Origin of the sequence: Anaerotruncus sp. G3(2012), from assembly GCF_000403395.2 — a bacterium.
Classification (GTDB): Bacteria; Bacillota; Clostridia; order Oscillospirales; family Ruminococcaceae; genus Anaerotruncus.
This window is the reverse complement of the sequence record NZ_KE159680.1, coordinates 138,356-162,606: the sequence shown is the minus strand read 5'-3', so window position 1 is coordinate 162,606 and position 24,251 is coordinate 138,356. Positions and strand designations below refer to the sequence as shown.

The window sequence follows — 24,251 nt, the reverse complement described above, 5'->3', positions numbered from 1 at the left end:
GTCTGTTCTTCTTTTTTGAGAAAGGACAGCTCATAGGCCGGGTTCAGGGCAATTTTCTTTTCGTCCACCATGTTCAGCAGTTCGGGGATTAACTCGGTCAGGCGAATGTAGCGGAAAATCTGGTTTTTACTCTGACCGACCTGTTCCGCCAGAACCTCGCTGGACTTCTTCCCAAAATCGTTCCCAACTTGGGAACAATTTTCTTTGGAGGGCCGACCTGCTTGCCGTTTCATAGCTTCTAATTTCATCTTGTAGGCAAAGGCCCTCTCGCTGGGGAGCAGGCTTTCCCTTTGCAGGTTGCTGTCAACCATGATAATCGTGGCGGCGTCATCGTCCAAATCCCGGACAATGACCGGCATGGTTTCTTTCTCTGCCAGTTCACTGGCCCGATGCCGCCTGTGTCCGGCTACCAGCTCATAGCCGCCGCTGGGGTCAGGACGGGCGATAGCAGGAACAAGAACGCCGTACTGCCGGATGCTGTCCGCTGTTTCCATCATGGCATCATCATCTTTGACCTTGAAAGGGTGGCCCTTGAACGAGTGCAGCTCGCTTAAAGGGATTTCTACCACCTTTTCCCGCCTTGCATCGGCGCGGCTTTCCTCGGTGGAAAACAGATCATCGACCGATGCCAGCTCTACTTTTTTCGCGCTGCTTTTCAAGTTTCAACACCTCCTTGGTCAGATTTGCGTAACCCTCCGCTACTTTGCCGCCTGGGGTGCGGGTCGCCAGTGGCGACCTCACAATGTCTTTGACATTGTGAAGCACCGACCGAGCCGAAGGTGAGACCATGGGCGAAAATGCTCCTGCCCTCCGCGCTGGTTTCCTTTGCCCGGACAGAATGGGGAATCTCTGTGCCGAATACCTTGATTTTGCTGCCGTAGGTTTCCCGCAGCAGGGCGGCAATCTCTTTGGCAAAGTTGGTGCGGTTGTCCACCATCGTCAGCAGGATACCGTCTATTTGCAGTTTCGGGTTGATCTGTCGCTTGACTTTGGCTACCGTAGAGAGCAGCTGTTCCAGCCCTTTGGCGGGCAGATACTCCGCCTGGACGGGGATTATGATCCGGTTGGCGGCGGCCAGGGCGTTGACGGTGAGCATACCCAGGGAGGGCTGGCAGTCTATGAGGATATGGGAATACTGCCCCTTTACGGTGTCCAGGTATTGCCGCAGAATCGTTTCCCGGCTCATAGCGTTTACCAGCGACACCTCCATGCCGGACAGCTGAATATCCGCCGGCATCAGGTCCACGCCCTCCGGGTGGCGCAGAATCCCCTCGCCGGGGCGGACCGGCTGATCGGTCAGGATACGGCCCATCGCGTCGGAGAGGGTAAAAGGCAGCTTATCCGGCTGGGGATTGCCCAGGCTGATGGTCAGGCTCCCCTGCGGGTCCCCGTCAATGAGAAGCACTTTCTTTCCGGCCTGCGCCAGTCCTATCCCTAAATTGGCACAGGTTGTGGTCTTGCCCACACCTCCCTTTTGGTTGGCGATGGCGATGATTTGCGTGTTCAAGATAATCACCTCATTTCTGATTCGTTGTGGATGCTTCTGGAAATAGAAAAAGCCGCCACTTCATAAATTGAAAAGTGACGGCTTTTTCTGATCCCGGAATACAGTTTCCTGGAAATGCAAAAAGCACCCAGCAAAAAATACTGAGTGCCTGCATTAGAATCATATTCAATTATTCAAATTCGGTCAAACTATGCCAAACTGTTCTCGTATAAATCGAGGGGAGAGAGGGAGTAAAAATCACCTCTGAAATACCCCAAAAACAGAGCTGTGGTTATCCTATTTTGTAACCACTTGACCCTCATTTTGCCCTCTTTTTTCCCGGTTATCCTATTGGGAACCACTATAAATTTGGTGAAAAATGGCTTTTTAGCGTCAAACTGCATCAAACCCTATCAAAAGCAAAAGCCCGGAAAACCTTGATTTTCCGGGCTTTTTGAGCCATTTTGATAAAATTTAACGCTTGCTGAACTGCGGAGCGCGACGAGCCGCTTTGAGGCCGTACTTCTTACGCTCTTTCATACGAGGATCGCGGGTGAGGAAACCGGCTTTTTTGAGGATAGGACGCATCTCTTCGCCGTTCTGGAGCAGGGCGCGGGAGATACCATGGCGGATTGCACCCGCCTGACCCGAAACACCGCCGCCTGCAACGGTACAGACAACATCAAACTTGCCGATTGTATCGGTGAGATTGAGGGGCTGGCGGACGATCAATTTCAGGGTCTCGAGACCGAAATAATCGTCGATGTCACGACCGTTGATGGTAATTGCACCGGTACCGGGATACAGGCGCACGCGGGAAACCGACTGTTTTCTTCTGCCGGTGCCATAGAAATAAGGCTTGGACTCGTACATTTAAAATACCCCTTTCCTTACAGTTCCCATGCCTGCGGCTGCTGCGCGGCATGTTTGTGCTCGGCGCCCTGGAAGACCCGGCATCTGGTGAGCGCTTTGCGTCCGATCACGGTATCGGGCAGCATCCCTTTGACTGCGAGGAGCATTGCTTTTTCGGGCTTCTCCTTCATCAGGGTGCTGTACTTGACCTCTTTCAGGCCACCCACCCAACCACTGTGGTGGTAGTATTTTTTCTGATCGAGCTTTTTGCCGGTGAGCACCGCCTTCTCGACATTGACGATGACCACATGGTCGCCGCAGTCACAATGAGGTGCAAACTCGGGTTTATGTTTTCCGCGCAGGATCATCGCGGCAGTGGCTGCCGTACGTCCCAGCGGCTTGTCAGCAGCATCGAGAATATACCACTTACGGGTAATTTCAGCTACCTTAGGCATTGTAGTAGACATACCGTTTCCTCCAAAATCATTCAATACTATCTAAAATCCATTAGACGACTTTCGTATTATACCCCGCCAAAACCTGCCTGTCAACCCCTTTTGGGCAAAAATTTAATTTAGAAATCAGCTGCTTCGATTTTCCCGCTTTTTCTCTCAAATACGCCGGAATACTCCGGATGCAAATCACATTTTTAAAACCACAGCGGCGGAGGCCCTGCCCCTCGTCCCCGCTGCCTTTGAAAAGGAGGACGAAACTTTTGGTTTTTGATAGAGCGGGGCAGATTCACACCACCTGGAACAGATAAAATTTCAGGTAATTCGTTTCCGGGACGTTCCACAGGATCGGGTGGTCGGGCGACTGCTGGCGCGCCTCGATCTGCCGCAGGCTGACACAGGCATCCCGCGCTGCCGATCCGAGCATCTTCAGAAACAGCTCCTCGGTCATAAAGTGGGAGCAGGAGCAGGTTGCGAGATAGCCCCCGCGCGGGAGCAGCTTCATAGCGCGCAGGTTGATCTCCTTGTAACCGCGGGACGCGCCGTCCACCGTCCTGCGGGACTTGGTGAATGCAGGCGGGTCGAGGATGATGAAATCATACCGTTCCCCGGAATCGGACGCGAGCGCAGGCAGCAGGTCGAACACATTCGCAGCCGTGAACGACATCCGACCCTCCAATCCGTTTGTCCGGGCGTTCTCCTCCGCAAGCGCGACCGCACTTTCTGAAATATCAACCGCCCGGACAAACGCGGCCCCACCCTGCGCTGCATTGAGCGCAAACGAACCGGTGTGGGTAAAACAGTCGAGCACCCGTTTGCCGTTTGCAATCCGGGCGACCGCCTGCCGGTTATACTTCTGATCGAGAAAAAAACCGGTTTTCTGCCCGTTCTCAAAATCCACCGCATAGGAGACCCCGTTTTCCACAATCTCGGTGCGGGCAGTGGAAAACCCGTCCGGAGCCTGGAACCAGCCCTTACCCTGTTCCAGCCCCTCCAGCTCGCGGATCGCAACGTCATTGCGCTCGTAGATGCCGCGGATACGCTGCCCGTCCTCCCGCAAAATCTCGAGCAGGAGCGGGAAGAGGGTTTCTTTGAGCCGCTCGATCCCGAGCGAAAGGGTCTGGGTGACCAGCACATCCGAGAACCGGTCAACAGTCAGGCCGGGGAAAAAATCCGCTTCGCCGAAGATAAGGCGGCAGCATCCAAGGTCGCCGCCCATGACCGTTTTACGGTACTCCCACGCATGGCGCAGGCGGCGTTCCCAGAACGCCCGGTCAAACCGGTCGTTTGCGTTGCGGGAAACCAGCCGGATGCGGATTTTGGACCGCTCACTGAGAAACCCGGTGCCCAGATATTTCCCTTTTATGCTGACGACATCGACCAGCCCGCCATTTTCAACGCCGTTCTCCGCCGAGACGACCTCGGTGTCATAGACCCACGGATGGCCATTTTCGATGCTCCGTTCGGCCTTCGCGGTCACAGTGGCCTTGGCAAATACTCTTGTCTGCTTCATGGATTCTCCTTATTTGTCCTTTTTAACCACACAGATCGAAAGCTCGTCCAGGCTCTTCTGGTCAACCGGCGTCGGGCACATGGTCATCAGTTCGCTGGCGTTCTGGACCTTCGGGAAGGCGATCACGTCGCGGATCGACTCTTTTTCGAGCATCAGCATGACCAGCCGGTCCAGCCCGTATGCCATGCCGCCGTGTGGCGGTGCGCCGTACTGGAACGCCTCAATCAGGAAGCCGAACCGTTCCTGTACCGTCGCGTCGTCCAGGCCCAGCGCGCGGAACATCCGCGCCTGCAAATCCGGGTCATTGATCCGGATCGAGCCGCCGCCCACTTCACAGCCGTTCAGCACCATGTCATAGGCCCGCGCCTTGCAGGCGCCGGGATCACTCTCGAGCTTGTCGAGGTCGGCGAACGCAGGATGGGTGAACGGATGGTGTTTTGCGGCGTAACGGCCCTCTTCCTCGCTGTACTCAAAGAGCGGGAAGTCGGTCACCCAGAGGAAGTGGAACACCCCTTTGGGGATCAGGCCCAGCCGCTCCGCAATCTCACACCGCAGTGCGCCCAGGCTGTCATAGACCGTCTGGTTGTCCGGATCGGCGACAATCAGCAGCACATCACCCGTCTGTGCGTCCAGCCGCGCCCGGATCGCCTGTTTTTCCTCCTCACTCAGGAATTTTTCGTAGGAGGAGGTTTCCGACTCGGCGGTCAAGCGGGTGTAGGCCAGCCCTTTGGCGCGGTAGGTTTTTACAAACTCCACCAGCTTGTCGATCTCCTTGCGGGTGAGTTTGTCCGCACCGCCCTTGACGTTGATCGCGCGGACGCTTCCTGTCCCGAGCGCGCCCGCGAACACCTTAAACCCGCAGTTTTGCAGCAGATCGGAGAGGTCCACCAGCTCCAGCCCGAACCGGGTGTCCGGCTTATCCGAACCGAACCGGTCCATCGCCTCCTGATACGGCATCCGCTGGAAGGGGGTCTGCACCTCCACCCCAAGCGCCTCCTGGAATACCCGCTTCATAAACCCTTCGTTGACCGTCATCACGTCGTCCTCATCCACAAACGACATCTCCAGGTCGATCTGGGTAAATTCCGGCTGACGGTCGGCGCGCAGGTCCTCGTCGCGGAAGCACCGCGCAACCTGCATATACCGGTCGTAGCCCGAAAGCATGAGAAGCTGTTTATACTGCTGCGGGGACTGCGGGAGCGCATAGAACGAGCCGGGCTGTACCCGGGAAGGGACAAGGTAGTCCCGCGCGCCCTCGGGGGTGGATTTAATCAGAATTGGGGTTTCGATCTCGAGGAACCCATTCTCATCGTAGTAGTCGCGCGCCAGTTTGACAATCTTATGCCGCATCTGCATCGTGCGCTGCATCTCGCCGCGCCGCAGGTCGAGGTACCGGTATTTCAGCCGCAGTTCCTCATTGACCCTGGTGGTCTCGGTGATCTCAAACGGCGGGGTCGCGCTCCGGCCGAGAATCCGCAGGTCCTCGACATAAAGTTCAATTTCGCCGGTGGGGATCTTTTTGTTGACCGACTCCCGCCGCCGGATGGTGCCTTTTGCCATCAGCACAAATTCCGCACGCGGGGTCTGTGCCTTGGCGCGCAGCTCCGGATCGGTCTGGTCGTCGAACGCCAGCTGTAGGATGCCAGTGCGGTCGCGCAGGTCGATGAAAACCAGCATCCCCTTGTCATGCACCTTCTGTACCCATCCGCAGGCTACCGCCTGTTTGCCGATGTCGTCTACTGTAAATTCTCCGCAGTATTTGGTCCGTTTCAGCCCTTGCATTGTATCCATTTTGTATATCTCCTTACTTTATTTCCTATTCGTATTCTGCTATTTCGTCAATTGTGTTATGGTAGATGTATTGCACCAGCGATTCCTGATCGAGGGCGACTTCGGTAATCTCCCCTTTATCCATCCGCTTGATCCGCACCTTGCCGGCCTCGATCTCGTTGTCCCCAAGGATGCAGCTAAACTTCGCGCCGAGCTTGTCCGCATACTTCATCTGGGCTTTCACCGACCGTCCCACCGCGTCGCACTCGACATAGAATCCCTCTTCCCGGAGGGCCGCAGTCAAACCGGCGGCTTTCTGCTGTGCGGCGTCCCCGATGCTGCCGATATACATGGTGCATTTCTGCTCGGGCGCAAAGCCGCAGCCCTGCTGTTCCATGACCAGGAGCAGCCGTTCCAGGCCCATTGCGAACCCGACCGACGGGGTCGGCTGTCCGCCCAGCAGTTCGATCAGCCCGTCGTACCGGCCACCGCCGCAGACGGTTCCCTGTGCGCCGATCCCGGTTGTGACAAACTCAAAAACGGTGCGGGTGTAGTAGTCCAGCCCGCGTACGATCGTCGGGTTGACGGTGTAGGCGATGCCCATGGCATCAAGGTTGCCTTTCAACCCCTCGAAATGGGCGCGGCAGTCATCACAGATGTAGTCGAGGACCACCGGCGCACCCTTTGCAATCTCGGCGCAAGCGGGATTTTTGCAGTCCAGAATCCGCATCGGGTTTTTCTCCAAACGTCCTTTGCAGGTGTCGCAAAGTTGGTCCCTGTGCGCGGCGAAGTATTCCCGCAGCGCTTTGTGGTACTCGGCGCGGCAGGTCGGGCAGCCGATCGAGTTCAGCTCGAGTGCAAGCCCTTCGATCCCCAGCGCGTCAAAAATTGCCTTGGCCAGCGCGATCACCTGCGCATCTGCGGCGTAGGAGCCTGCCCCCGCCATCTCGACGCCAAACTGATGGAACTCCCGCAGCCGGCCCGCCTGCGGCTTCTCGTAGCGGAAGCAGCTGATAAGATAGCTCGCCTTGAGCGGGAGCGCATCGTTGAGCAGGCCGTTTTGCAGGATCGCGCGCATCGCGCCCGCCGTCCCTTCGGGGCGCAGGGTAATCGACCGTCCTCCCTTGTCCTCGAAGGTATACATCTCCTTCTGTACCACATCGGTGGTATCCCCCACCGACCGGTTGAACAGCTCGGTATGCTCGAAGACCGGGAACCGGATTTCCCGGAACCCGTGGAGACGCGCAATGTCCAGCGCCATCTGTTCGATATACTGCCATTTGTAGCTCTGCGACGGCAGGACGTCCTGTGTCCCACGCGGCGCATTTGTGATGATTGCCATTTGTCAAAATCCTCCTTATGGACTGAAAAATCAAAAAGCCAAAAGTTTTACTCGATTTTTTTCAAAAAATCGCGGTTTCCAAAGGCAGGGCCTTTGGCCGCGTCCCGCAGGATGCGGAATCTTCCATCCTGAGAAGCGTATTTTTCGGGTGAATTGCTGCCCTCTGGGCGGCAAGAGGGGGGCGCTGCCGCCCCTCTTGTGGGGAGCATCCTGCCCGAGTGTCACGCTTTGCGCGCTCCGGGCTGAAAGCCCGGGCAGCGAGGGCGTCGTTTTGGTCTGGAACCCAAAACAACATGCGCCCAGAACCCCCGCCGCATAAAAAAACTCGTCTCAGATACAGCGGATGCCGTATACAGGGACGAGGAGTTTCCACGTGGTGCCACCCTTGTTTGGCCATACCGGTCCGGTACAGCCCTTTCGGACCCTTTAACGCAGGGATACGCGCCGTTCTGCGGCGGGCTGGACGGGTGTCCTTCCCCGGGGATATCCGGCGTATGCGCGTCTCAGCCATGCGCGCACTCTCTGTCCGCCCCCCCTCGGGTACTCTTCCTGTTTGAACGCCTTTTTCTGTCTGGAATTTTTGCCGGCAGGGCCTTGCTTGCCGATAGCCCTAATACCGCTTGCTGGGATTGACGATGTTGCGCCAATCGAGGTCTCCGCGCTCGAGCGCATGGATCAGTGCTTCAGCGGTTGCGATGTTGGTTGCGACAGGGATGTTGTGTACGTCGCAGAGTCTGAGCAGTCCGGCTTCGTCCGGTTCTCCTGGGTTGGAGCGGATCGGATCACGAAAATAGAGCAGCAGGTCGATTTCATTGCAGGAGATGCGGGACGCGATCTGCTGGTCCCCACCCTGCCGGCCTGAGAGGAACCGGAACACCTCCAGACCTGTTGCATCTCCGACCAACTTTCCAGTGGTACCGGTCGCGCAGATGCTGTGCCTGCTGAACACGCCGCAATAAGCGATGCAGAACTGTACCATCAGTTCTTTTTTTGAATCATGTGCGATCAGGGCAATGTTCATTTGCGAATTACCTCCTCTTCCGGTTTTGGTACAGTGCAAAACGGTAAAATTGACTAAAACGCCAACCTTACTGTAGTGTCAAATTTATTATAGCACCTACTGAATCAACAAATCAATATAGTTGCCGAGGATTCTCTGTGCAAAATTATAAAACACATTTTTAGAGGTATTAGACAAAAAAGTAGGGGTTATTGCTATCTGCGCCAGTGTTTTGTCATACGGCACCACCGCGATCAGCTGGGCGCAGACCTGGTCGATCATCCAATCGAGGTCGGGTACCGGCCTCTGCCGGACAAAGTCCGCCGTAAGCTGGTTGACACAGAGCCGGATGTCCTCCAGGCCACACCGGTAAAGCAGGTCGGAAACGACCCGCCCATCCCGGACGCTGACCTGATCCGGGGTCGAGACGATCACCGCGCGGTCAGCCGGTTCCGCATAGGCAGAAAGCTCCTGGGGACGGGTCCCGTCGATATCCACCAGTACAAAATCAAAATGCGCATCCAGCGCGTCGATCAGCTCACCGCAAAGCGCAGGCCCAAGCGGCTCCGCGCCCCCAACCGGTGCACAGATCAGCTGCAGCCGGCCGGTCTCCCCCAGTTGCAGCAGCGCGTCATCCAGGCTGCACCGGCCTCCCGCCGCATCCGAGAGGTCAAACACCACCTGATCCGGTACCCCAAACAGCACATCAAGCGACCGTCGGGACGCCTCGAGCAGCAGCACCTGCTTCTCGAGCGAAGCCAACGCCGCACCCAGGTAGCCGCAGACCACCGATTTGCCGACCCCGCCCTTTCCGGACGTAATCAGGATCACCTCTGCCATCCGGCTCCCTCCTTCCTACTGTAATTCCTCTCAACCGGTGTTTTACGGCAGCAGCCGCACATAGTTCACCTCATCCGACGAACGGCCTTTTGTCGAAAAATAAGCATCGAAAATATCTTTTGCGACCGGCGCACCGGTGTAACCATGCCAGCCCTTCTCGATAATCACACAGACTGCGATCTCCGGGTCCTCGGCGGGCGCGTAAGCGATGAAGGTCGAGTTTGGATAGGCAGCGGTCTCGGGCGTACCGGTCTTGGAGGCAACAGTGAGCTCATAGAGCCCCTCCCCGAAGATGCTGCGCGCGGTACCGATCCGGGAAGCCGCGATCATCCCATCCCGGATGGTGTCGAACGCCTCGTCCGCTTCGATCGTCTCGACCACTTTTGGCTCGTGCTCATAGATCACCTTGTCAAAAGTATACGACCGCACCGACTTCAAAATCGAAACCTCCATCCGTTTGCCGTTGTTGGCCAAAGTCGCCGCGTAGTTGGCGAGCTGTAGGGGGGAAAGCAGGGTGTCCATCTGCCCGATCGAGGTCTGAAGCACGTCACCCGGCTGCCAGTCCCGGTCACCCAGCTGATGAATCCGGGCTTTCAGCTCCGGAGACGATATACGTCCTGTATATTCCTGAAGTTCTATTCCAGTTGGTAGTCCAAGGCCAAGCCGGTTGGCATATTCGACAATCTTCTCAATCCCCAGTTCCCAGCCGGTATCATAGAAAAAAATGTTGCAGGACCAGCGCAGCGCGTCAATCACATTGATATGGCCATGCAGGTCCAGGCAGCGGGGCTGGTAATCGCGGAAACGGGTGTATATCTGCCCGCAGTAAACCTCGCTGGACGAGGTGATAACCTCCTCATTCAGTCCCGCAAGCGCGACCACGGGTTTGAAAATCGAACCAGGGGTGTACTGCCCATCGAGCGCGCGGTTGAGCAGGCGGGGAGGCTTGGACTGCGCGAGCATGGTATAGTCCTTCTGGAAGTTTTGCAGGTTATAGGACGGGTAGCTCGCCAGCACAAGCGGTTCGCCGGTTTTGACGTCGATCACCGCAACCGCACCCGCGTCTGCCTCGTGGCCCTCTCCCTCGGGATAGGTTATCAGGTCCGCCTGCATCGAAAGAATCTTTCGCTCAAGGGAATCCTGTGCCACCTTCTGGAGCTGGGAGTCGATCGTCAGCACTACCGTATTGCCCGGCACTGCCTCCTTGGTGTCCACCACATCGACCACCTGGTTTTGTGCGTTGAGCAGCACCTGACGTTCGCCATCCTCCCCCTTGAGGTAGTATTCAAACGCCTGCTCCGCGCCCGAGTTGCCGATTACATCGTTCATCGCATATTTACGCCCGCCGATTTCAGCATAGGTCACGCCATTGACCAGCTCGGCCCCGTCCTTGATCGCCTCGTCCCACTGCTCCTTATAGATTTTACCAATCTGACCGATAATATGCGGCGCCACGTCGCCGCTGACATACTGGCGGATTGTGCTCTCCTTGACATCGACACCAGGGATGTCGAAGCTGCGTTCCTTGATCTTGGGGACCGTTTCGATTTTGATATTGGTGGCAAAGGTGTACGGATTGTTATAGTTGAAGTTGGTCCGCTCCATCTCATACCGTACCCCCGCAATTTTACGGAACTCCTCGTCGGTATAGGGGATAGGGTTGTCCTCGCTCCCATGCGCCTCCAGGTCGTACCGGTCTTTCAGCCAGTAAACTACGTCATCCGGGGTAGCGTTTTCGTTCAGCCCCAGCGAACGTTTGAGGGTCGAGATGGCGGGTGCGTAACTTTCCCCCTCATAAAAGCGGAACGGCGGCTGCCGGGTCAGCGGCAGGTTGTCGATCCATCCTTCATCCGCTTCCTCCATGATCCGGATCAGCTTGAGCACCACCTCATTGGTGCTGCCCGGGACGAGGAACGCGCGGTCGATCACCACATCCCGCCCGATCGTGTTCATGGCCAGCGGACGGCCGTTCCGGTCGATGATCTCCCCGCGCGCTGCCTTGATCGTCTGGGTGGAGGACCATCCCTCGTCGATCATCTGGGCATACATCTCCCCTTCAACCACCTGCACCTGCATCAGCCGCAGGGAATAGAGCAGCAAAACCAGGACAACTGCCGCACCAAGGATGGCAAGGCGGACAGTGCGCGCTTTCAGATGCATGGACAACTTCCTTTCTTCCGGCGGCGGGGGCTTTGCCCCTCGACCCCACCACCTTTGAAAAGGTGGACGAAACGTTTGGTTTGAAACAGGCTTGGGATGGAAACATAAAACCGCCTGATCGTTCCTAAAAACAAACGCTAGCTTTCGAGCTTCTGCTGGAAAAAGCGGTAGAGCCTCTCATAAAGCAGGTAGACCAGCGGCGCCATAACCAGCGAATAGGCGATACCGGGCAAAATCCTGTAGGCCAGCACCATCCAGACGTTTTCATATCCCCACATCAGGAAATTGAGCAGATAGTCGAGCAGGCCGCGGGCGAGCAGCACTGCGGCAAGCAGCAGCAGAAAATTAAGCAGACCCGGCTGGAGCAGATAGATCGTGAGAAGGCCGCACGCCACCCCTGCAATCAGCAGAAGGATAGCGTTCAAACCGAAAAGATTGAATCCGCCGAGGTCACAGAGTATCCCGACGAAGGCCCCGTAAAGCCCGCCCAGAAACTCCCCTTCGCGCATAGCGATGCAGACCGCCGCTGGGATGACAAAATTGGGTTTTATCTCTAGGACTGTCAAAAATCCGGGGGTTGTTTGCAATACAAAAAGGAGGATTATAAATATAATATACGAAAAGTATTTTGCAGCGAAGATCGGTTTTTTATTCGTCATCAGCGGGGACCTCCTGCCCGGCGAATGATTTGATTACCATAACGCTGGTGAGCGAGCGGATATCTGCCGCCGGTTCGATGACCGCAAAGAGGGAAATTTCCCCCTTTTCATAGGCGATCTCGGCGATCCTGCCAATCACGATGTCCTGTGGGAAGATGCTTCCCCCGCTTGTGACGACAAGATCCCCTGCATTCGCGCCGCTCTCCCGCTGGAGATAGGCGAGCTTGCATCTCCCAAGCCCTGCGAGGTCAACCGCCCCGGTTACGATGCCGGTGTCGCGGGTGCGGTTGTCGTAAGCGCCAACATTGACCGACGGGTCGAGGATGGTCAGCACCTTGGCCCAGTTTAACCCAACCTCCTTGACCCGCCCGACCAGCCCGGCGGAGGTCAGGACGGTATCATTCGGGGAAACCCCGTCCAGCGTGCCTTTGTCGATCGTGAATGAGTAAAACCGGTCGTTGGGGTCGCGGGCAGTGACCGACGCAGGCTCAAATTCGAAATCGGGGTTGCGCTCCTTGATCTCCAGAAACCCTTTCAGGTTTTCGTTTTCCTCGCGGTAGTTTTCGAGTTCAACCAGCTGCTGGCGCAGCTCATTGACCTCGATTTGCAGCCGCTCATTCTCCTCGGCGGTCTGCCACGCCTCAATATAGCGCACGAAATAGTCCCCCGCAAGCCTGGAGAGCGAGGAGGACACCCTCTGCAAAGGCGTGACAACCACACCCGCTGCCTGCGGGAGGATCGGCGCGACACCGCCAGTCCATGCGGCCCGCAGCATAAAAAATACCAGCAGGATCAGCACACCCAATAATATTTTAAATCTGATACTTTTAAAGAAATCTTCCAAAACGACGAACCTTTCTCCGGCCTTTCCTGCACCGCAGGCTCAGGGCCTGCTGCATATCGCCTCTTTTCTCGTAAAAAGCCCCCTCCTGTCGCTCGTCGGGCGGCAATCCACCTGAAAAAGCGCTTCGATCTGAAGAAGGATCCAGGAAGCCGATAGGCGTTGTTTTGGTCCGGAATCCAAAACAACATACGCCCCCATGAGGAGCAGCGGATACCGCGGCCCCAGGACAGGGGCCTCCTGCGGCGGCTGGCCTCGAAACACTGCGGCCCGCGGGCCGGATGAGAATCCAAAAAACAACAGGTATTTGGGGCGTCAGGGCTTCAAAAGCATAGGCGCACCCACGGCTCCCTTTTCCAGGCTGCGAAACCGGCGCTTAATAATTCGGGGTGCCCTCCGAAAGCAGCTCGTGGAGCTGTTCGATGCTTTCAAGCACCTTGCCGGTGCCCTTGGCCACGCAGTCAAGCGGGTCTTCCCCGATATAGACCGGCATCCCGGTTTCCTTTTCGATCAGCTTGTCCAGGCCGCGCAGAAGCGCGCCGCCGCCGGTCAGGGTAATGCCATGGTCGATGATATCTGCCGAAAGCTCGGGCGGGGTGCGCTCAAGGGTGATCCGGATCGCCTCCATCACGAGTGCGAGCGGGTCTGCAAGCGCCTCCCGGATCTCTTCCGAGGTGATCATGATGTTTTTGGGCAGCCCATCCCCCAGGTCGCGCCCCTTGATATTCATGCTCGCTTCCCCTTCAAACGGGAACGCCGAACCGATCTGCACCTTGATGTCCTCGGCTGTACGCTCACCGATCAGCAGGTTGTACTTGCGCTTGACATACTGGATGATCGCGGAGTCGAGCGCATCGCCGCCGATGCGAACCGAACGGGCCGCAACAATGCCGCCCAGCGAGATCACCGCAACCTCGCTGGTGCCGCCGCCGATATCGACAACCATGCTCCCGCTCGCCTCGGCAACCGGAAGGCCGGCCCCGATCGCTGCAGCCATCGGTTCCTCGATGATCCAGACATGCTTTGCACCCGCCTTAAACGCCGCTTCACGCACCGCCCTGCGTTCGACCTCGGTCACCCCGGAGGGGATGCAGATAATCACCCGCGGACGGGCAAAAATCGAGTTGTTGAACACCCGCTTAATGAAAATCTGGAGCATGGAAGCGGTGATATCAAAGTCAGCGATTACGCCATCCTTGAGCGGACGCACTGCAACAATGCTGCCGGGGGTACGTCCGATGACCTCTTTGGCCTCCTGGCCAACATAGCGGACGGTATCTGTACGGGTGTCGACCGCCACGACCGACGGCTCCCGCATAATAATCCCCTTTCCCTTGCGGAAAACCAATGTATTCGCTGTACCCAGATCAATTCCAATATCCTTTGTAAACAAACCAAACATCGCTCCTATCCCCTTTAAATTCTTATAATCAAGCCCAGTCGGGAAGGATCGCTTTGATCCTCCGCCCCTGCTCCGGATTTCCCAGCCAGCGGACGCCCTGCGTCCTGCGCCTCCTGAAAAGCGCATTGGCTATCTCTCAAAACACAGCCCCGCTTGTTCTCGGACTGTACCGTCTATCACCGATCGGACCCAATCCACCCTGATCTGCCATGCAGATATTATACCTTTTCCCGCGCGATAGAACAACCGGTGAAATGTTAATATTCCCGAAGTTTCGACCGTTTTTATTTGGTAAATTGCATAATCTGGCGGTATAATTCATTGACCGGAAGCCCCATTACGTTGAAAAAGTCCTCCCGGACCCCCCGGATAAACCGCGCGCCATACCCCTGGATGCCATAGGCCCCCGCCTTGTCGAACGGTTCTCCGGTTGAGAGGTACCAGCGGATTTCCTCCTCGGTGAGCGGGGAAAATTCCACATCGGTGACACAGTGAAACCGGTTTGTCCGCTCTCCTTCAAGCAGTGCGACCCCGGTATAGACCTGATGCACCCGCCCCGAAAGAAGCCGGAGCATTCTTGCCGCATCCTCCCTTCCGGTTGGCTTTCCCAAAACCACTGAACCCAGTGTCACAAGGGTGTCCGCCGCGATTACCAGTGCGTCCGGCTCGGCCCCGGCAACCGCCTGCCCTTTGCGCAGGGCAAGCAGCTCGACCGCCCGCCCCAGCGATACCCCTTCCGGGAGTGTTTCATCCACATCCGACGCCTGTACCTCAAACTGGGGAAACAACAGGCCCATCAGCTCTTTGCGGCGGGGGGACTTGGACGCAAGTATGATCCGTTTATTGCTCATTGTCTTCATGCTGCATCCACCCCATCGCCTTGACCGTATATCTATAGCCGAAAAAGGCAGCAATCAGGCAAAGCAGATGCGCCACCGTAATCCCGACTTCCAATCCAAACGCAACCTTGATGACCGAAAGGTCGATCACCATCGGGTTTTCAACCGAAAGCCCGATGCTTTTGCCGAACGCAAGCCAAGCCAGCGCCGGGACCTGTGTTGCAGCCGCAGCCAGCAGCGCGCCTACCACTACGGCTGCCACAAGACAAAACCCAAACAACAGCATCTTTCTCATCACAAACCGCCCCCTCTGCTCATCTTCCTGTTGATCCAAACCCGCCGCTGCCGCGGACGCTCTCCTCCAGCGTGCGGCATTCTTCAATCTGCGGAAGCGCAACCGGCAGCAGCACAAGCTGTGCCATCCGATCCCCCGGCTGGACGGTAAACGGCTGTTCCGCGTGGTTATAAAGCGCGACCAATACCTCGCCGCGATAGTCGCTGTCGATTACCCCGACACAGTTGGCCGGCACGATCCCATGCCGCACCCCCAGCCCGCTCCGGGCAAATATAAACCCTGCGAACCCGGGCGCAATCTGCATCGAAAGCCCGGTGGGGATGGTCACCGTCTGCCCGGGAAGGATCACTTCGGGCGCGTCCAGATCAGCGTAGAGGTCATAACCCGCGCTGCCCTCTGTCGCAGGCGATGGGAGCCGCGACGAGGGGCGCAGGCGTATCAGTTTGAGATTCCCTGGATAGTGCATAGTTCTTTTCTGTCTCCTTCAATCCTGTTCAAGTCGTTTGTGTGTGTCCCCTATAAAATGGTCTTGTAGAGCAGCCCCCGGGTAAACTTCCCGGGATAAGCGTCCCCGGTGCGGTACCCGTCGAGCACCCGCTGGCATTCCACCGCGTCCTCGGTCGTGAACCGCAGGGTGTAAAACCCCAGCCCGCGCAGCTCGTCCAGCCGGTCGCCCATGTAAAGCGGCACCGGGTTATAAAGCTCGGTCATCCCGTAGGCGCAGGACGCATACAGACGGTTTCCCTTGCGGTCGGTGACGAAATTTTCACCTTCCCCGCACCGCCTGCATCCGGCAGAAACCCGTACCGGACAGTTCCGGACGGTCATCAGTGGCAGCCTTCCATAAGCGGTAAGCCCGAGCGGGAGCGGATGACGCAGCCGTCTGGCCGCGTCAAGGCTCAACTCGAACGAAAGCTCCAGATCGGCAAGCCCCATCCGGGCGAGCGCGGCGACCGTCTCCGAATTGGCAGCGTTGAAGAACGCCTCCCCATGCAGGACAAACCCGCATCCGGATGCAATCTCCAGGCTCCCCAGATTGCCCGCCCCGGCATGACGCACCCCGTATTCCCGCAGCTCGGCAAGCTGACTGCGGAGCGTGTCCTGCCCTTCAAAAAGGATATGAGGCAGCCCGGCGCAGAGCCTGTCCACCAGTGGTTCCGGCACCTGACCCGCCCGAAACAGCGCCACCAGCTCAGGGACCGGCAGGGTGACCAGCCCGGCCTCCCGCCAGAGCGGTTCCGAAAGCTGCTCTTTCCGGTTGAGCCGGACGCGCAAAGCGGGGACGGGCGGTATCGCAGCCTCCGGAGCCGCGGGCAGCTCGATGCCAGACGGGTCGAACGGGACCGTCCGCGTCCTGCCGCGCAGCCCATCCAGCCGGGAGAGCGCCTCCCGGCGGAGCGCGTTGATGGCTGCGGCGGGCAGCATCAGCCCCGGCCCGATCGCGCAGCTGACCCGCTCTACCCGGTAGGGGGTTCCGCCCGTTTTGGATAGGCTGGCCTCCGCACGCTCGGGGCTGGTTGGCTTGTTGAGAGCGGCCTGCGGGGATTCCCCCTCGACACGGACTGTGTTCCCATCGCAGTCGGCCACCGACAGGACCGACGGCCCCCCCGCCTGCATGGAAAAATCCAGCCCAATCCCGACCTTCTGCACCTGCCTGCGGGGATCGGTGTAGAGGGTCTCGAGCCGCCCAAGCACCCCGGCCGCAGCGGTTACATCCTCCTTGCCCCGGATACCAAACATATCGAGGTCCCGGATGCCCGTATAATAACCATCTGTAAATCCGCTTCTGGAAAATACCGACTGCAATCCCTCAAGGTCAATCGGACGCCCTTCAAGCGCATCCCGGCAGGCGGTGACCGCCGCCGCGACATACTCCGGACGCTTCATCCGCCCCTCGATCTTGACCGAACGCACCCCCAGCGATTCCAGCTCGCCGATCCGCTCGATCAGGCTCATATCCTTGAGCGAAAGCGCGTGGCTGCTCGCGCGGGTCTCAAACCCAAGCCGGCAGGGCTGGGCGCAAAGCCCGCGGTTGCCGCTGCGCTGCCCCAGCACCGAGGAAAGGTAGCACTGCCCCGAAACGCACATACAGAGCGCCCCGTGAACAAACACCTCGACCTCGAGAGAGGTTGCGCGGACAATCTGTTCGATCTCCTGTCTGGAGCACTCGCGGGCGAGCACCACCCGCGAGAAGCCGAGCTGTTCCAGCCGGTGGGCGCCCTCGGGGTTGTGGACCGCCATCTGGGTGGACGCATTCAGCCGCAGCCCGGGGCAGCAGCGCCGCAGCAGGGCGGCAGCGCCCAGGTCCTGCACGATCGCCGCATCCACGCCCGCATCGCAGGCGGCGCGGGCGACCTCCACCAGCGTGGGCAGCTCCTGCTCCAACAGGATGATATTCAGCGTCAGATAGACCTTCAGGCCCCGGATATGGCAGTATTGGACCGTTTCCGCAAGGTTCTCCCGTGTAAAATTTGCCGCATTGCGGCGGGCGTTGAGCACATCAATCCCGAGATAGACCGCGTCCGCACCGCAGGCCGCCGCCGCGCGCAGGCTCTCCGGACTCCCAGCCGGGGCAAGTATCTCGATCCGGCTCATGCTTTCGGGTCCTTGATCTGGCCTTTGGTTTCCTTGCCGCTGAGCTGGCGGCGCAGGTGGGCATTTTCCCGCCTGACTTCGTCCAGCTCGATCCGCGCCTTGGCCGCATCTTCGAGATATTCGGAAATCTGCGTGCGCATCCGGTCGGCGTTTTCCTCGCTGCGTTTGTAGGCGTCGATATAGTTGATCGCGCAGAGCACCATGATGTCGTTGAACGAGATCGTGCTGTTTTTATCGCGTATCTCGCTAACCGCCCCGTTCAGCTCATCCGCCAGCTTTTGTACATACTCCTCCGGCTCTACGGTATTGATCGTATAGTTCACCCCGTTGACGGTGATTCTTACGCTGTTGATCCCATTCATCCTGTTTGCTCCTCCATTGCTCTTTTTGCAGAAGGGGCTGCCTGAAAAGCCGGAACCACCGCCTTTTCTGCACAAGGCGGCTTCTCGCGCGGCGGCGAACTGCCTGGAACCCATCCGGTATCCCGGTATTTCTCTTCGCAGCCTTCCATCGTTCTGCGAAAAATCCGCCAACCCCTTTGTTATCTCTAAAACCAAAACACTGAAAAACAATCGGTTGTTTTTTAGTGGCAGGCCAAATCCGTCCGCACGCACTACATACCTGATGACGATGATAACAGGCCCTGTCCGCACTGGGAAGTTGCGTCCTCCCCCTTTTCCCCCATTATAATACATTTTTCTGTGTGAAAAAAGAGGGCTTCTTAAAATTTTCATCTTTCTTTGGGGCTTGCCCTTCCGAAAACAACCTGTAAATCAGAGAAAAACGCCCGTTTTTTACCAGATCTATACTTGCAAGATCTGCGTTTTTGCAGTATAATATAGCTATTGTCTGATTTTATGCAAACGAAATCCTCGAACTGACAGGAGGCTACCAAAATGGAAACGAAAGACCAGTACAGCGCTTCCACTCTGAAAAAGCTGATTCTTGACACGATCAAGAATGAAATGCTCATTGAACCGGAGCTCGCTTCTGATGACGCCTATTATGAAGCGGTCTGCCGGGTGATCCGTCGGATTCTCACCGAACGGTATAAGGTATTTAACGCGCACGCCAACTCTGTCGCCACCAAGAAGGTCTATTATATGAGCATGGAGTTCCTGATGGGACGTTCGCTCAAAAACAGCCTTTACAACCTCGGCATTCAGGATGAAATGTCCGAAGCGCTCAAGCAGCTCGACGTGGACATCGCGCAGATCTTCGAGCTGGAGCCGGACGCCGGCCTTGGCAACGGCGGCCTGGGGCGGCTTGCAGCCTGCTACCTCGACTCGATGGCAACCGAGAACCTCTCGGCAATGGGGTATTCGCTCCTCTACGAATTCGGCATCTTCAAGCAGCGGATCATCGACGGCTGGCAGACCGAAACCCCGGACTACTGGCTGCCGGGCGGTTCGGTCTGGCTGACCAGCAAACCCGACCGTACGGTCCCGGTACATTTCGGGGGCCGGATCGAGGAGGGCTGGCAGGACGGCCACCACACGATCAACCATGTGGATTACCAGACGATCTACGCGGTTCCGTATGATATGTACGTCCCCGGCTTCCAGGGCGAGGGCGTGGCGATTCTGCGTCTTTGGAAGGCCCAAAGCCCGGGGTTCGACATGGAGTCGTTCAACCGGGGCGACTATATCAACGCGATGGGTGCGGCTTCCGCGGCTGAGGCGATCTCCAAGGTGCTCTACCCGAACGACAACCACATGGAAGGCAAGATGCTGCGCCTGAAACAGCAGTATTTCCTGGTTGCGGCCTCGATTTCAGATATCATCCGCCGGCACATCACCCTCTATGGCACCCTTGACAACCTTGGCGCAAAGAACGCCATCCAGATCAACGACACCCATCCCGCGCTTGCAGTCCCCGAGCTGATGCGGGTGCTGCTTGATGACTGCGGGTTCAGCTGGGACGAGGCGTGGGACGTTGTTACCCGCACCTTTGCCTATACCAACCACACGGTCATGCCCGAGGCGCTTGAGAAGTGGAACGAGGACATCTTCCGCAACCTGCTGCCCAGAATCTACCAGATTGTCTGTGAGATCGACCGCCGGTTCTGCGAGGACCTGCGCCAGAAATCCTACGATCAGTATGACATCGACCGGATGCGTATTGTTTACGATTTCCAGGTGCGGATGGCCAACCTTTCGGTGATCGCGTCCCACAGCGTCAACGGCGTATCCAAGCTGCATTCGCAGATCATCAAGGACAGTGTGTTCCAGGATTACTATCAGCTCACCCCTTACAAATTCAAGAACGTTACCAACGGCATCTCCTCCCGCCGGTGGCTCTACCAATCCAACCCCGGCCTGACCAACCTGCTCTATGAGACGATCGGCAAAGGCTGGCTGCGGGATATGTCCCAGCTCAAGGAGTTCGAACGGTATGCCTCCGATAAATCGGTGCTCGAGAAGCTCGCCGCCATCAAGCTCGAAAACAAACAGCGGCTGGCCAAACATGTGCTGGATACCACCGGGATCGCTCTGAACACCGATTCGATCTTTGATGTACAGGTCAAGCGGCTGCATGAATATAAACGCCAGCACCTCAATGCGCTGCATATCCTCCATCAGTACCTCTGGCTGAAGGACCATCCGAACGCCGACTTTGTGCCCAAAACCTACATCTTTGGTGCGAAGGCCGCCCCGGGCTACTTCCTGGCCAAACAGATCATCAAATTCATCTGTACCCTGCGCGATGTCATCGAGGCGGATGCGGCGGTGCGCGACAAGCTGCGGATCGTATTCCTCGAGAACTATTGTGTCACCATCTCGGAGCTGCTGATGCCTGCATCCGAAATTTCGGAACAGATCTCGCTGGCAGGCACCGAGGCGAGTGGTACCGGCAATATGAAGCTGATGCTCAACGGCGCAATCACCATCGGCACCTATGACGGCGCAAACGTCGAAATCGGCGACTGCGTGGGCAAGGACAATATCCTGATCTTCGGCCTGACCACGTCCGAAGCCGCCCGTATGAAACAGAATGGCTACAGCCCGAATATCTACTATCAGAATAACTATGACATCCGCCGGGCGATCGACATGCTCATGAGCGGATTTAACGGGCAGCAGTTCCCCAATATCGCAAACTCCCTGCGGTACGATGACCCCTACATGGTTTTGGCCGACTTTGATTCCTACCGCAACATTCAGGAGCGCGCCTCCGCCATCTATACCGACACGCAGGCGTGGCAGCGGATGTCGCTTTATAACATTGCGAACTCCGGGTTCTTCTGTGCCGACCGCGCGATTCAGGACTATATGCGTGAAATCTGGCATCTGTAAAAATATCCGGCGGCAGGGCTGGCCTGCCGCCGGTTTCCCCACGCCCTCCCTTACGGGTGGGCGCTCTTTCTCTAAAAAGGAGCTGATAATTTGCTTCCATCCATGTTTGACAGCCGCGACCCCAGATGTAAAACCCCGTTTGGCGCGGTCCCAACTGACGAGATCGTCACCTTCCGCGTTTTTCTGCCCATCTCCTCCCAGCTGGATGCTCCCTGCCTGCTGATGTTCAAAGCCGACCAGTGGGATTGCCCCGAGCGGGTCCCGATGGTTTTTTCGGGAAGCGACGGTGTGGTCAACACCTACCGCTGCGACTTCAAATCCTCGAATCCGCAGCTCTATTTCTATCGGTTTGAAGTCTCCGGCATAAATGGGCAGGCGCGGATCGTCCGGGACCCTGACGGTTTTGGCCGACTTGCCCTACATGAGGATGACATGTGGCAGCTCACTGTCTACGACCGGAACCTCAAAACCCCCGATTTCCTGAAATCCGGGGTGATGTACCAGATTTTCCCTGACCGGTTCTGTAAATCCGCCAAGGAGAAACAAAATGTGCCTTCCGACCGCTGGATACACCAGAACTGGTACGAACTGCCCGAATACCTCCCGAATCAGAATGGAGAGGTCACCAATTCGGACTATTTTGGCGGCGACCTCGCGGGAATTACCGAAAAACTCCCCTATCTGCGCTCGCTCGGCGTGACCTGTCTCTACCTCAACCCCATCTTTGAAGCCCACTCCAACCATCGGTACAACACCGCCGATTTCGAGAAGATCGACCCTCTCCTAGGGGATGAGGAGGACCTGCAGGCCCTCTGTGCCCAGGCCAAAAAGATGGGAATTGCGGTCATCATCGACGGTGTGTTCAACCACACCGGCAGCGACAGCATCTATTTCAACCGCAACCGCCGCTATGGGGATGGGGGCGCATACAACGATTACAACAGCCCCTACCACAGCTGGTATGAGTTTACCCAGTGGCCCCAGTACAACTCCTGGTGGGGATTTGAAACGCTGCCCAACCTAAACGAGCGGGACCCCTCCTACAGCGAGTTTATCTGCGGGGAAAATGGCGTCCTTCGCAGATGGCTGAATCTGGGGATTTCCGGCTACCGCCTGGATGTTGCGGATGAGCTGCCGGACGAATTCCTGGATAAAATCTGCGCCAGCATCAAGGGATTTGACCCGGAGGCCGCTGTCATCGGGGAAGTCTGGGAGGATGCAAGCAACAAGTCGGCGTACGGCGTGCGCCGGCGGTATCTGCTCGGCCATCAGCTCGATTCGGTCATGAACTACCCGTTCCGGGACGCAATCCTCAATTATATCCGCAACGGCGACAGCAACCACCTCCATCATACGATCCTGAGTATCCTTGAGCACTACCCCAAGCCGGTACTTGATGTGTTAATGACCTCGCTTTCGACCCATGACGTCGAACGGGCGATCACTGTGCTCGGCGGGGAACCGATCGGACGCAACGACCGCATTTGGCAGGGGCACAACAACACGCTGAACGAGTGGCAGTACGACCTTGGCAAAAAACTATTCCGGCTCGCTTCGATCATCCAGTATATGCTGCCGGGAATCCCCTGCCTCTATTACGGGGATGAGGCAGGGCTTTATGGTTATAAAGATCCGTTCAACCGCACCTGTTATCCCTGGGGGCGGGAGGACAAGGAACTGATCGAAACCTTCCGCACGCTGGGGAAAATCCGGACCGAATATCCGGCGCTTTCGTCCGGCGGTTACCGGGCCGTTTCATTCACGCAGGATGCTGTTTCCTTTGTCCGGGACTGCGAGGACTGCTCGTTCTATGTTGCGGTGAACCGCACCCATCGCCCGGTTGCAATCCCTCTGCCGGGAGAGTTCGAGCGTTCTGCACGAGTCCTGTTCGGCGGCCTTGATGGCAATCTGCTCGCCCCTTACGGCTATGTCATCCTTGTCAGCGAATCCTGCCCCCCTGACCTTTAAAATTTTGCCGGGTATCTTGATTGGAATCCTGGCCTTTTTCCAAAAACATCGGTGCCTATCCTGCGTGGAATCGGCGCCGATGTTGCTTTTTTATATGCCCTTCCCGGCCCCATGCATCCTCCCGCTTTTTCTGCGCAAACTATTCCTGGAGGGATGTTTATGCCTTTGGTCGATATTCGTAACCTGTCTAAAGTCTACCGCACCGGGGCTGAAGAGGTCCACGCGCTCGGGGGTGTTTCCCTCCGGGTTGAAGCGGGCGAATTTGTCGCTATCGTTGGGCAGTCCGGCTCTGGGAAGTCCACCCTGATGAATATGCTCGGCTGCCTCGACCTTCCCGACAGCGGGGAATACCTGCTCGACGGTGAGGACGTCTCCCATATCCCGGAAACCGCCCTCGCCCGGATTCGCAACCGCCGGATTGGCTTTATCTTTCAGGGCTTTAACCTGATCCCCAGCCTGAATGCGCTGGAAAATGTCGAGCTTCCTCTGATCTACCGCGGCATACCTGCGCGGCAAAGGCGGGAGCTTGCCCGTTCTGCATTGGAACAGGTCGGCATCGGCCACCGCATCAGGCATCGGCCCGGCCAGCTTTCGGGTGGCCAACAGCAGCGGGTCGCGATTGCCCGCGCCATCGCCGCACGTCCACCCATCCTGCTTGCCGATGAGCCCACCGGGAACCTCGATTCTGCTTCGGGCGCAGAAGTCATGGGAATCCTGCGGGCGCTGCACGCCGACGGGCGGACGATCATCCTGATCACGCACGATGACCGGATCGCCCACACCGCACAGCATCTGGTCCGGATGATCGACGGGACGGTTGCAGAGGACCGCTACCTTTCCCCCGGTGCCTAAGAACCTGTTCGGTATTTTATTGGTGCAAGGGGGCTTTTTCACTTGCAAAAAGCCCCCTCTTGCCGCTTCGCGGCAATTCACCCGAAAAA

The 24,251-nt window shown here is 57.4% G+C and carries 21 protein-coding genes; 3 read left to right on the top strand and 18 right to left on the bottom strand.

Annotation, left to right across the window (positions count from 1 at the left end):
* The 18 genes from C814_RS21940 to C814_RS24375 form a co-directional block, all read right to left on the bottom strand.
* The coding region (locus C814_RS21940) for a ParB/RepB/Spo0J family partition protein (RefSeq protein ID WP_016317105.1) at positions 1-659 on the bottom strand (659 nt) is incomplete at its 3' end.
* Entirely contained in the window at positions 656-1,507 is an 852-nt protein-coding gene (locus C814_RS21935; RefSeq protein ID WP_016317663.1) for a ParA family protein, read from the bottom strand. The genes C814_RS21940 and C814_RS21935, both read right to left, overlap by 4 nt.
* Before the next feature lie 453 nt (positions 1,508-1,960).
* Entirely contained in the window at positions 1,961-2,359 is a 399-nt protein-coding gene (gene rpsI, locus C814_RS21930) for a 30S ribosomal protein S9 (protein WP_016317662.1), read from the bottom strand.
* Positions 2,360-2,376: 17 nt separating this feature from the next.
* On the bottom strand, positions 2,377-2,805 hold the full coding sequence (gene rplM / locus C814_RS21925) for a 50S ribosomal protein L13 (RefSeq protein WP_016317661.1): 429 nt from the start codon (positions 2,803-2,805) through the stop codon (positions 2,377-2,379).
* A gap of 274 nt (positions 2,806-3,079) precedes the next feature.
* Positions 3,080-4,303, bottom strand: a complete 1,224-nt coding sequence (locus C814_RS21920; protein WP_016317660.1) for a class I SAM-dependent rRNA methyltransferase — start codon at positions 4,301-4,303, stop codon at positions 3,080-3,082.
* Between the two features lie 9 nt (positions 4,304-4,312).
* The gene (gene aspS, locus C814_RS21915; protein ID WP_016317659.1) at positions 4,313-6,094 is read right to left on the bottom strand and encodes an aspartate--tRNA ligase; all 1,782 of its coding nucleotides are present in this window, start codon (positions 6,092-6,094) and stop codon (positions 4,313-4,315) included.
* Between the two features lie 25 nt (positions 6,095-6,119).
* Positions 6,120-7,415: a histidine--tRNA ligase gene (gene hisS, locus C814_RS21910; RefSeq protein ID WP_016317658.1), complete on the bottom strand. Its 1,296-nt coding sequence runs from the start codon at positions 7,413-7,415 to the stop codon at positions 6,120-6,122.
* Positions 7,416-8,025: 610 nt separating this feature from the next.
* Positions 8,026-8,436 carry a methylglyoxal synthase gene (mgsA, locus tag C814_RS21905; RefSeq protein ID WP_016317657.1) on the bottom strand — a complete coding sequence of 137 codons (411 nt, stop codon included), beginning with the start codon at positions 8,434-8,436 and terminating at the stop codon, positions 8,026-8,028.
* 96 nt (positions 8,437-8,532) lie between these two features.
* On the bottom strand, positions 8,533-9,255 hold the full coding sequence (locus C814_RS0105995) for a P-loop NTPase (RefSeq protein WP_016317656.1): 723 nt from the start codon (positions 9,253-9,255) through the stop codon (positions 8,533-8,535).
* Between the two features lie 42 nt (positions 9,256-9,297).
* Positions 9,298-11,415 carry a peptidoglycan D,D-transpeptidase FtsI family protein gene (locus C814_RS21900; RefSeq protein ID WP_016317655.1) on the bottom strand — a complete coding sequence of 706 codons (2,118 nt, stop codon included), beginning with the start codon at positions 11,413-11,415 and terminating at the stop codon, positions 9,298-9,300.
* A gap of 137 nt (positions 11,416-11,552) precedes the next feature.
* Complete coding sequence (gene mreD, locus C814_RS21895) at positions 11,553-12,074, bottom strand: rod shape-determining protein MreD (RefSeq protein ID WP_016317654.1); 522 nt, start codon at positions 12,072-12,074, stop codon at positions 11,553-11,555.
* Positions 12,064-12,918: a rod shape-determining protein MreC gene (gene mreC / locus C814_RS0105990; protein WP_016317653.1), complete on the bottom strand. Its 855-nt coding sequence runs from the start codon at positions 12,916-12,918 to the stop codon at positions 12,064-12,066. The genes mreD and mreC overlap by 11 nt, the downstream gene beginning before the upstream one ends.
* A 373-nt stretch (positions 12,919-13,291) precedes the next feature.
* Complete coding sequence (locus C814_RS21890) at positions 13,292-14,308, bottom strand: rod shape-determining protein (RefSeq protein WP_031220009.1); 1,017 nt, start codon at positions 14,306-14,308, stop codon at positions 13,292-13,294.
* 293 nt (positions 14,309-14,601) lie between these two features.
* Positions 14,602-15,177 (bottom strand): Maf family protein, encoded by a 576-nt coding sequence (locus C814_RS21885; RefSeq protein ID WP_016317651.1) that lies wholly within the window; start codon positions 15,175-15,177, stop codon positions 14,602-14,604.
* A complete protein-coding gene (locus C814_RS21880) occupies positions 15,158-15,451 on the bottom strand; it encodes a DUF4321 domain-containing protein (protein ID WP_016317650.1) in 294 nt (97 codons plus the stop codon). Before C814_RS21880 ends, C814_RS21885 begins: the two co-directional genes overlap by 20 nt.
* A gap of 19 nt (positions 15,452-15,470) precedes the next feature.
* Positions 15,471-15,917, bottom strand: a complete 447-nt coding sequence (gene dut, locus C814_RS21875) for a dUTP diphosphatase (protein ID WP_016317649.1) — start codon at positions 15,915-15,917, stop codon at positions 15,471-15,473.
* Between the two features lie 50 nt (positions 15,918-15,967).
* Positions 15,968-18,046, bottom strand: a complete 2,079-nt coding sequence (locus C814_RS21870; protein WP_016317648.1) for a U32 family peptidase — start codon at positions 18,044-18,046, stop codon at positions 15,968-15,970.
* The gene (locus C814_RS24375) at positions 18,043-18,408 is read right to left on the bottom strand and encodes a cell division protein ZapA (protein WP_016317647.1); all 366 of its coding nucleotides are present in this window, start codon (positions 18,406-18,408) and stop codon (positions 18,043-18,045) included. The genes C814_RS21870 and C814_RS24375 overlap by 4 nt, the downstream gene beginning before the upstream one ends.
* A gap of 534 nt (positions 18,409-18,942) precedes the next feature.
* Here C814_RS24375 and C814_RS21860 point away from each other — a divergent pair.
* The 3 genes from C814_RS21860 (at position 18,943) to C814_RS21850 (ending at position 24,162) form a co-directional block, all read left to right on the top strand.
* Positions 18,943-21,342: a glycogen/starch/alpha-glucan phosphorylase gene (locus tag C814_RS21860; protein ID WP_016317646.1), complete on the top strand. Its 2,400-nt coding sequence runs from the start codon at positions 18,943-18,945 to the stop codon at positions 21,340-21,342.
* A 90-nt stretch (positions 21,343-21,432) separates the two neighbouring features.
* Positions 21,433-23,310, top strand: coding sequence for an alpha-amylase family glycosyl hydrolase (locus C814_RS21855; RefSeq protein WP_016317645.1), 1,878 nt, complete (start codon positions 21,433-21,435; stop codon positions 23,308-23,310).
* Between the two features lie 159 nt (positions 23,311-23,469).
* A complete protein-coding gene (locus tag C814_RS21850; RefSeq protein ID WP_016317644.1) occupies positions 23,470-24,162 on the top strand; it encodes an ABC transporter ATP-binding protein in 693 nt (230 codons plus the stop codon).
* Positions 24,163-24,251 lie beyond the last annotated feature (89 nt).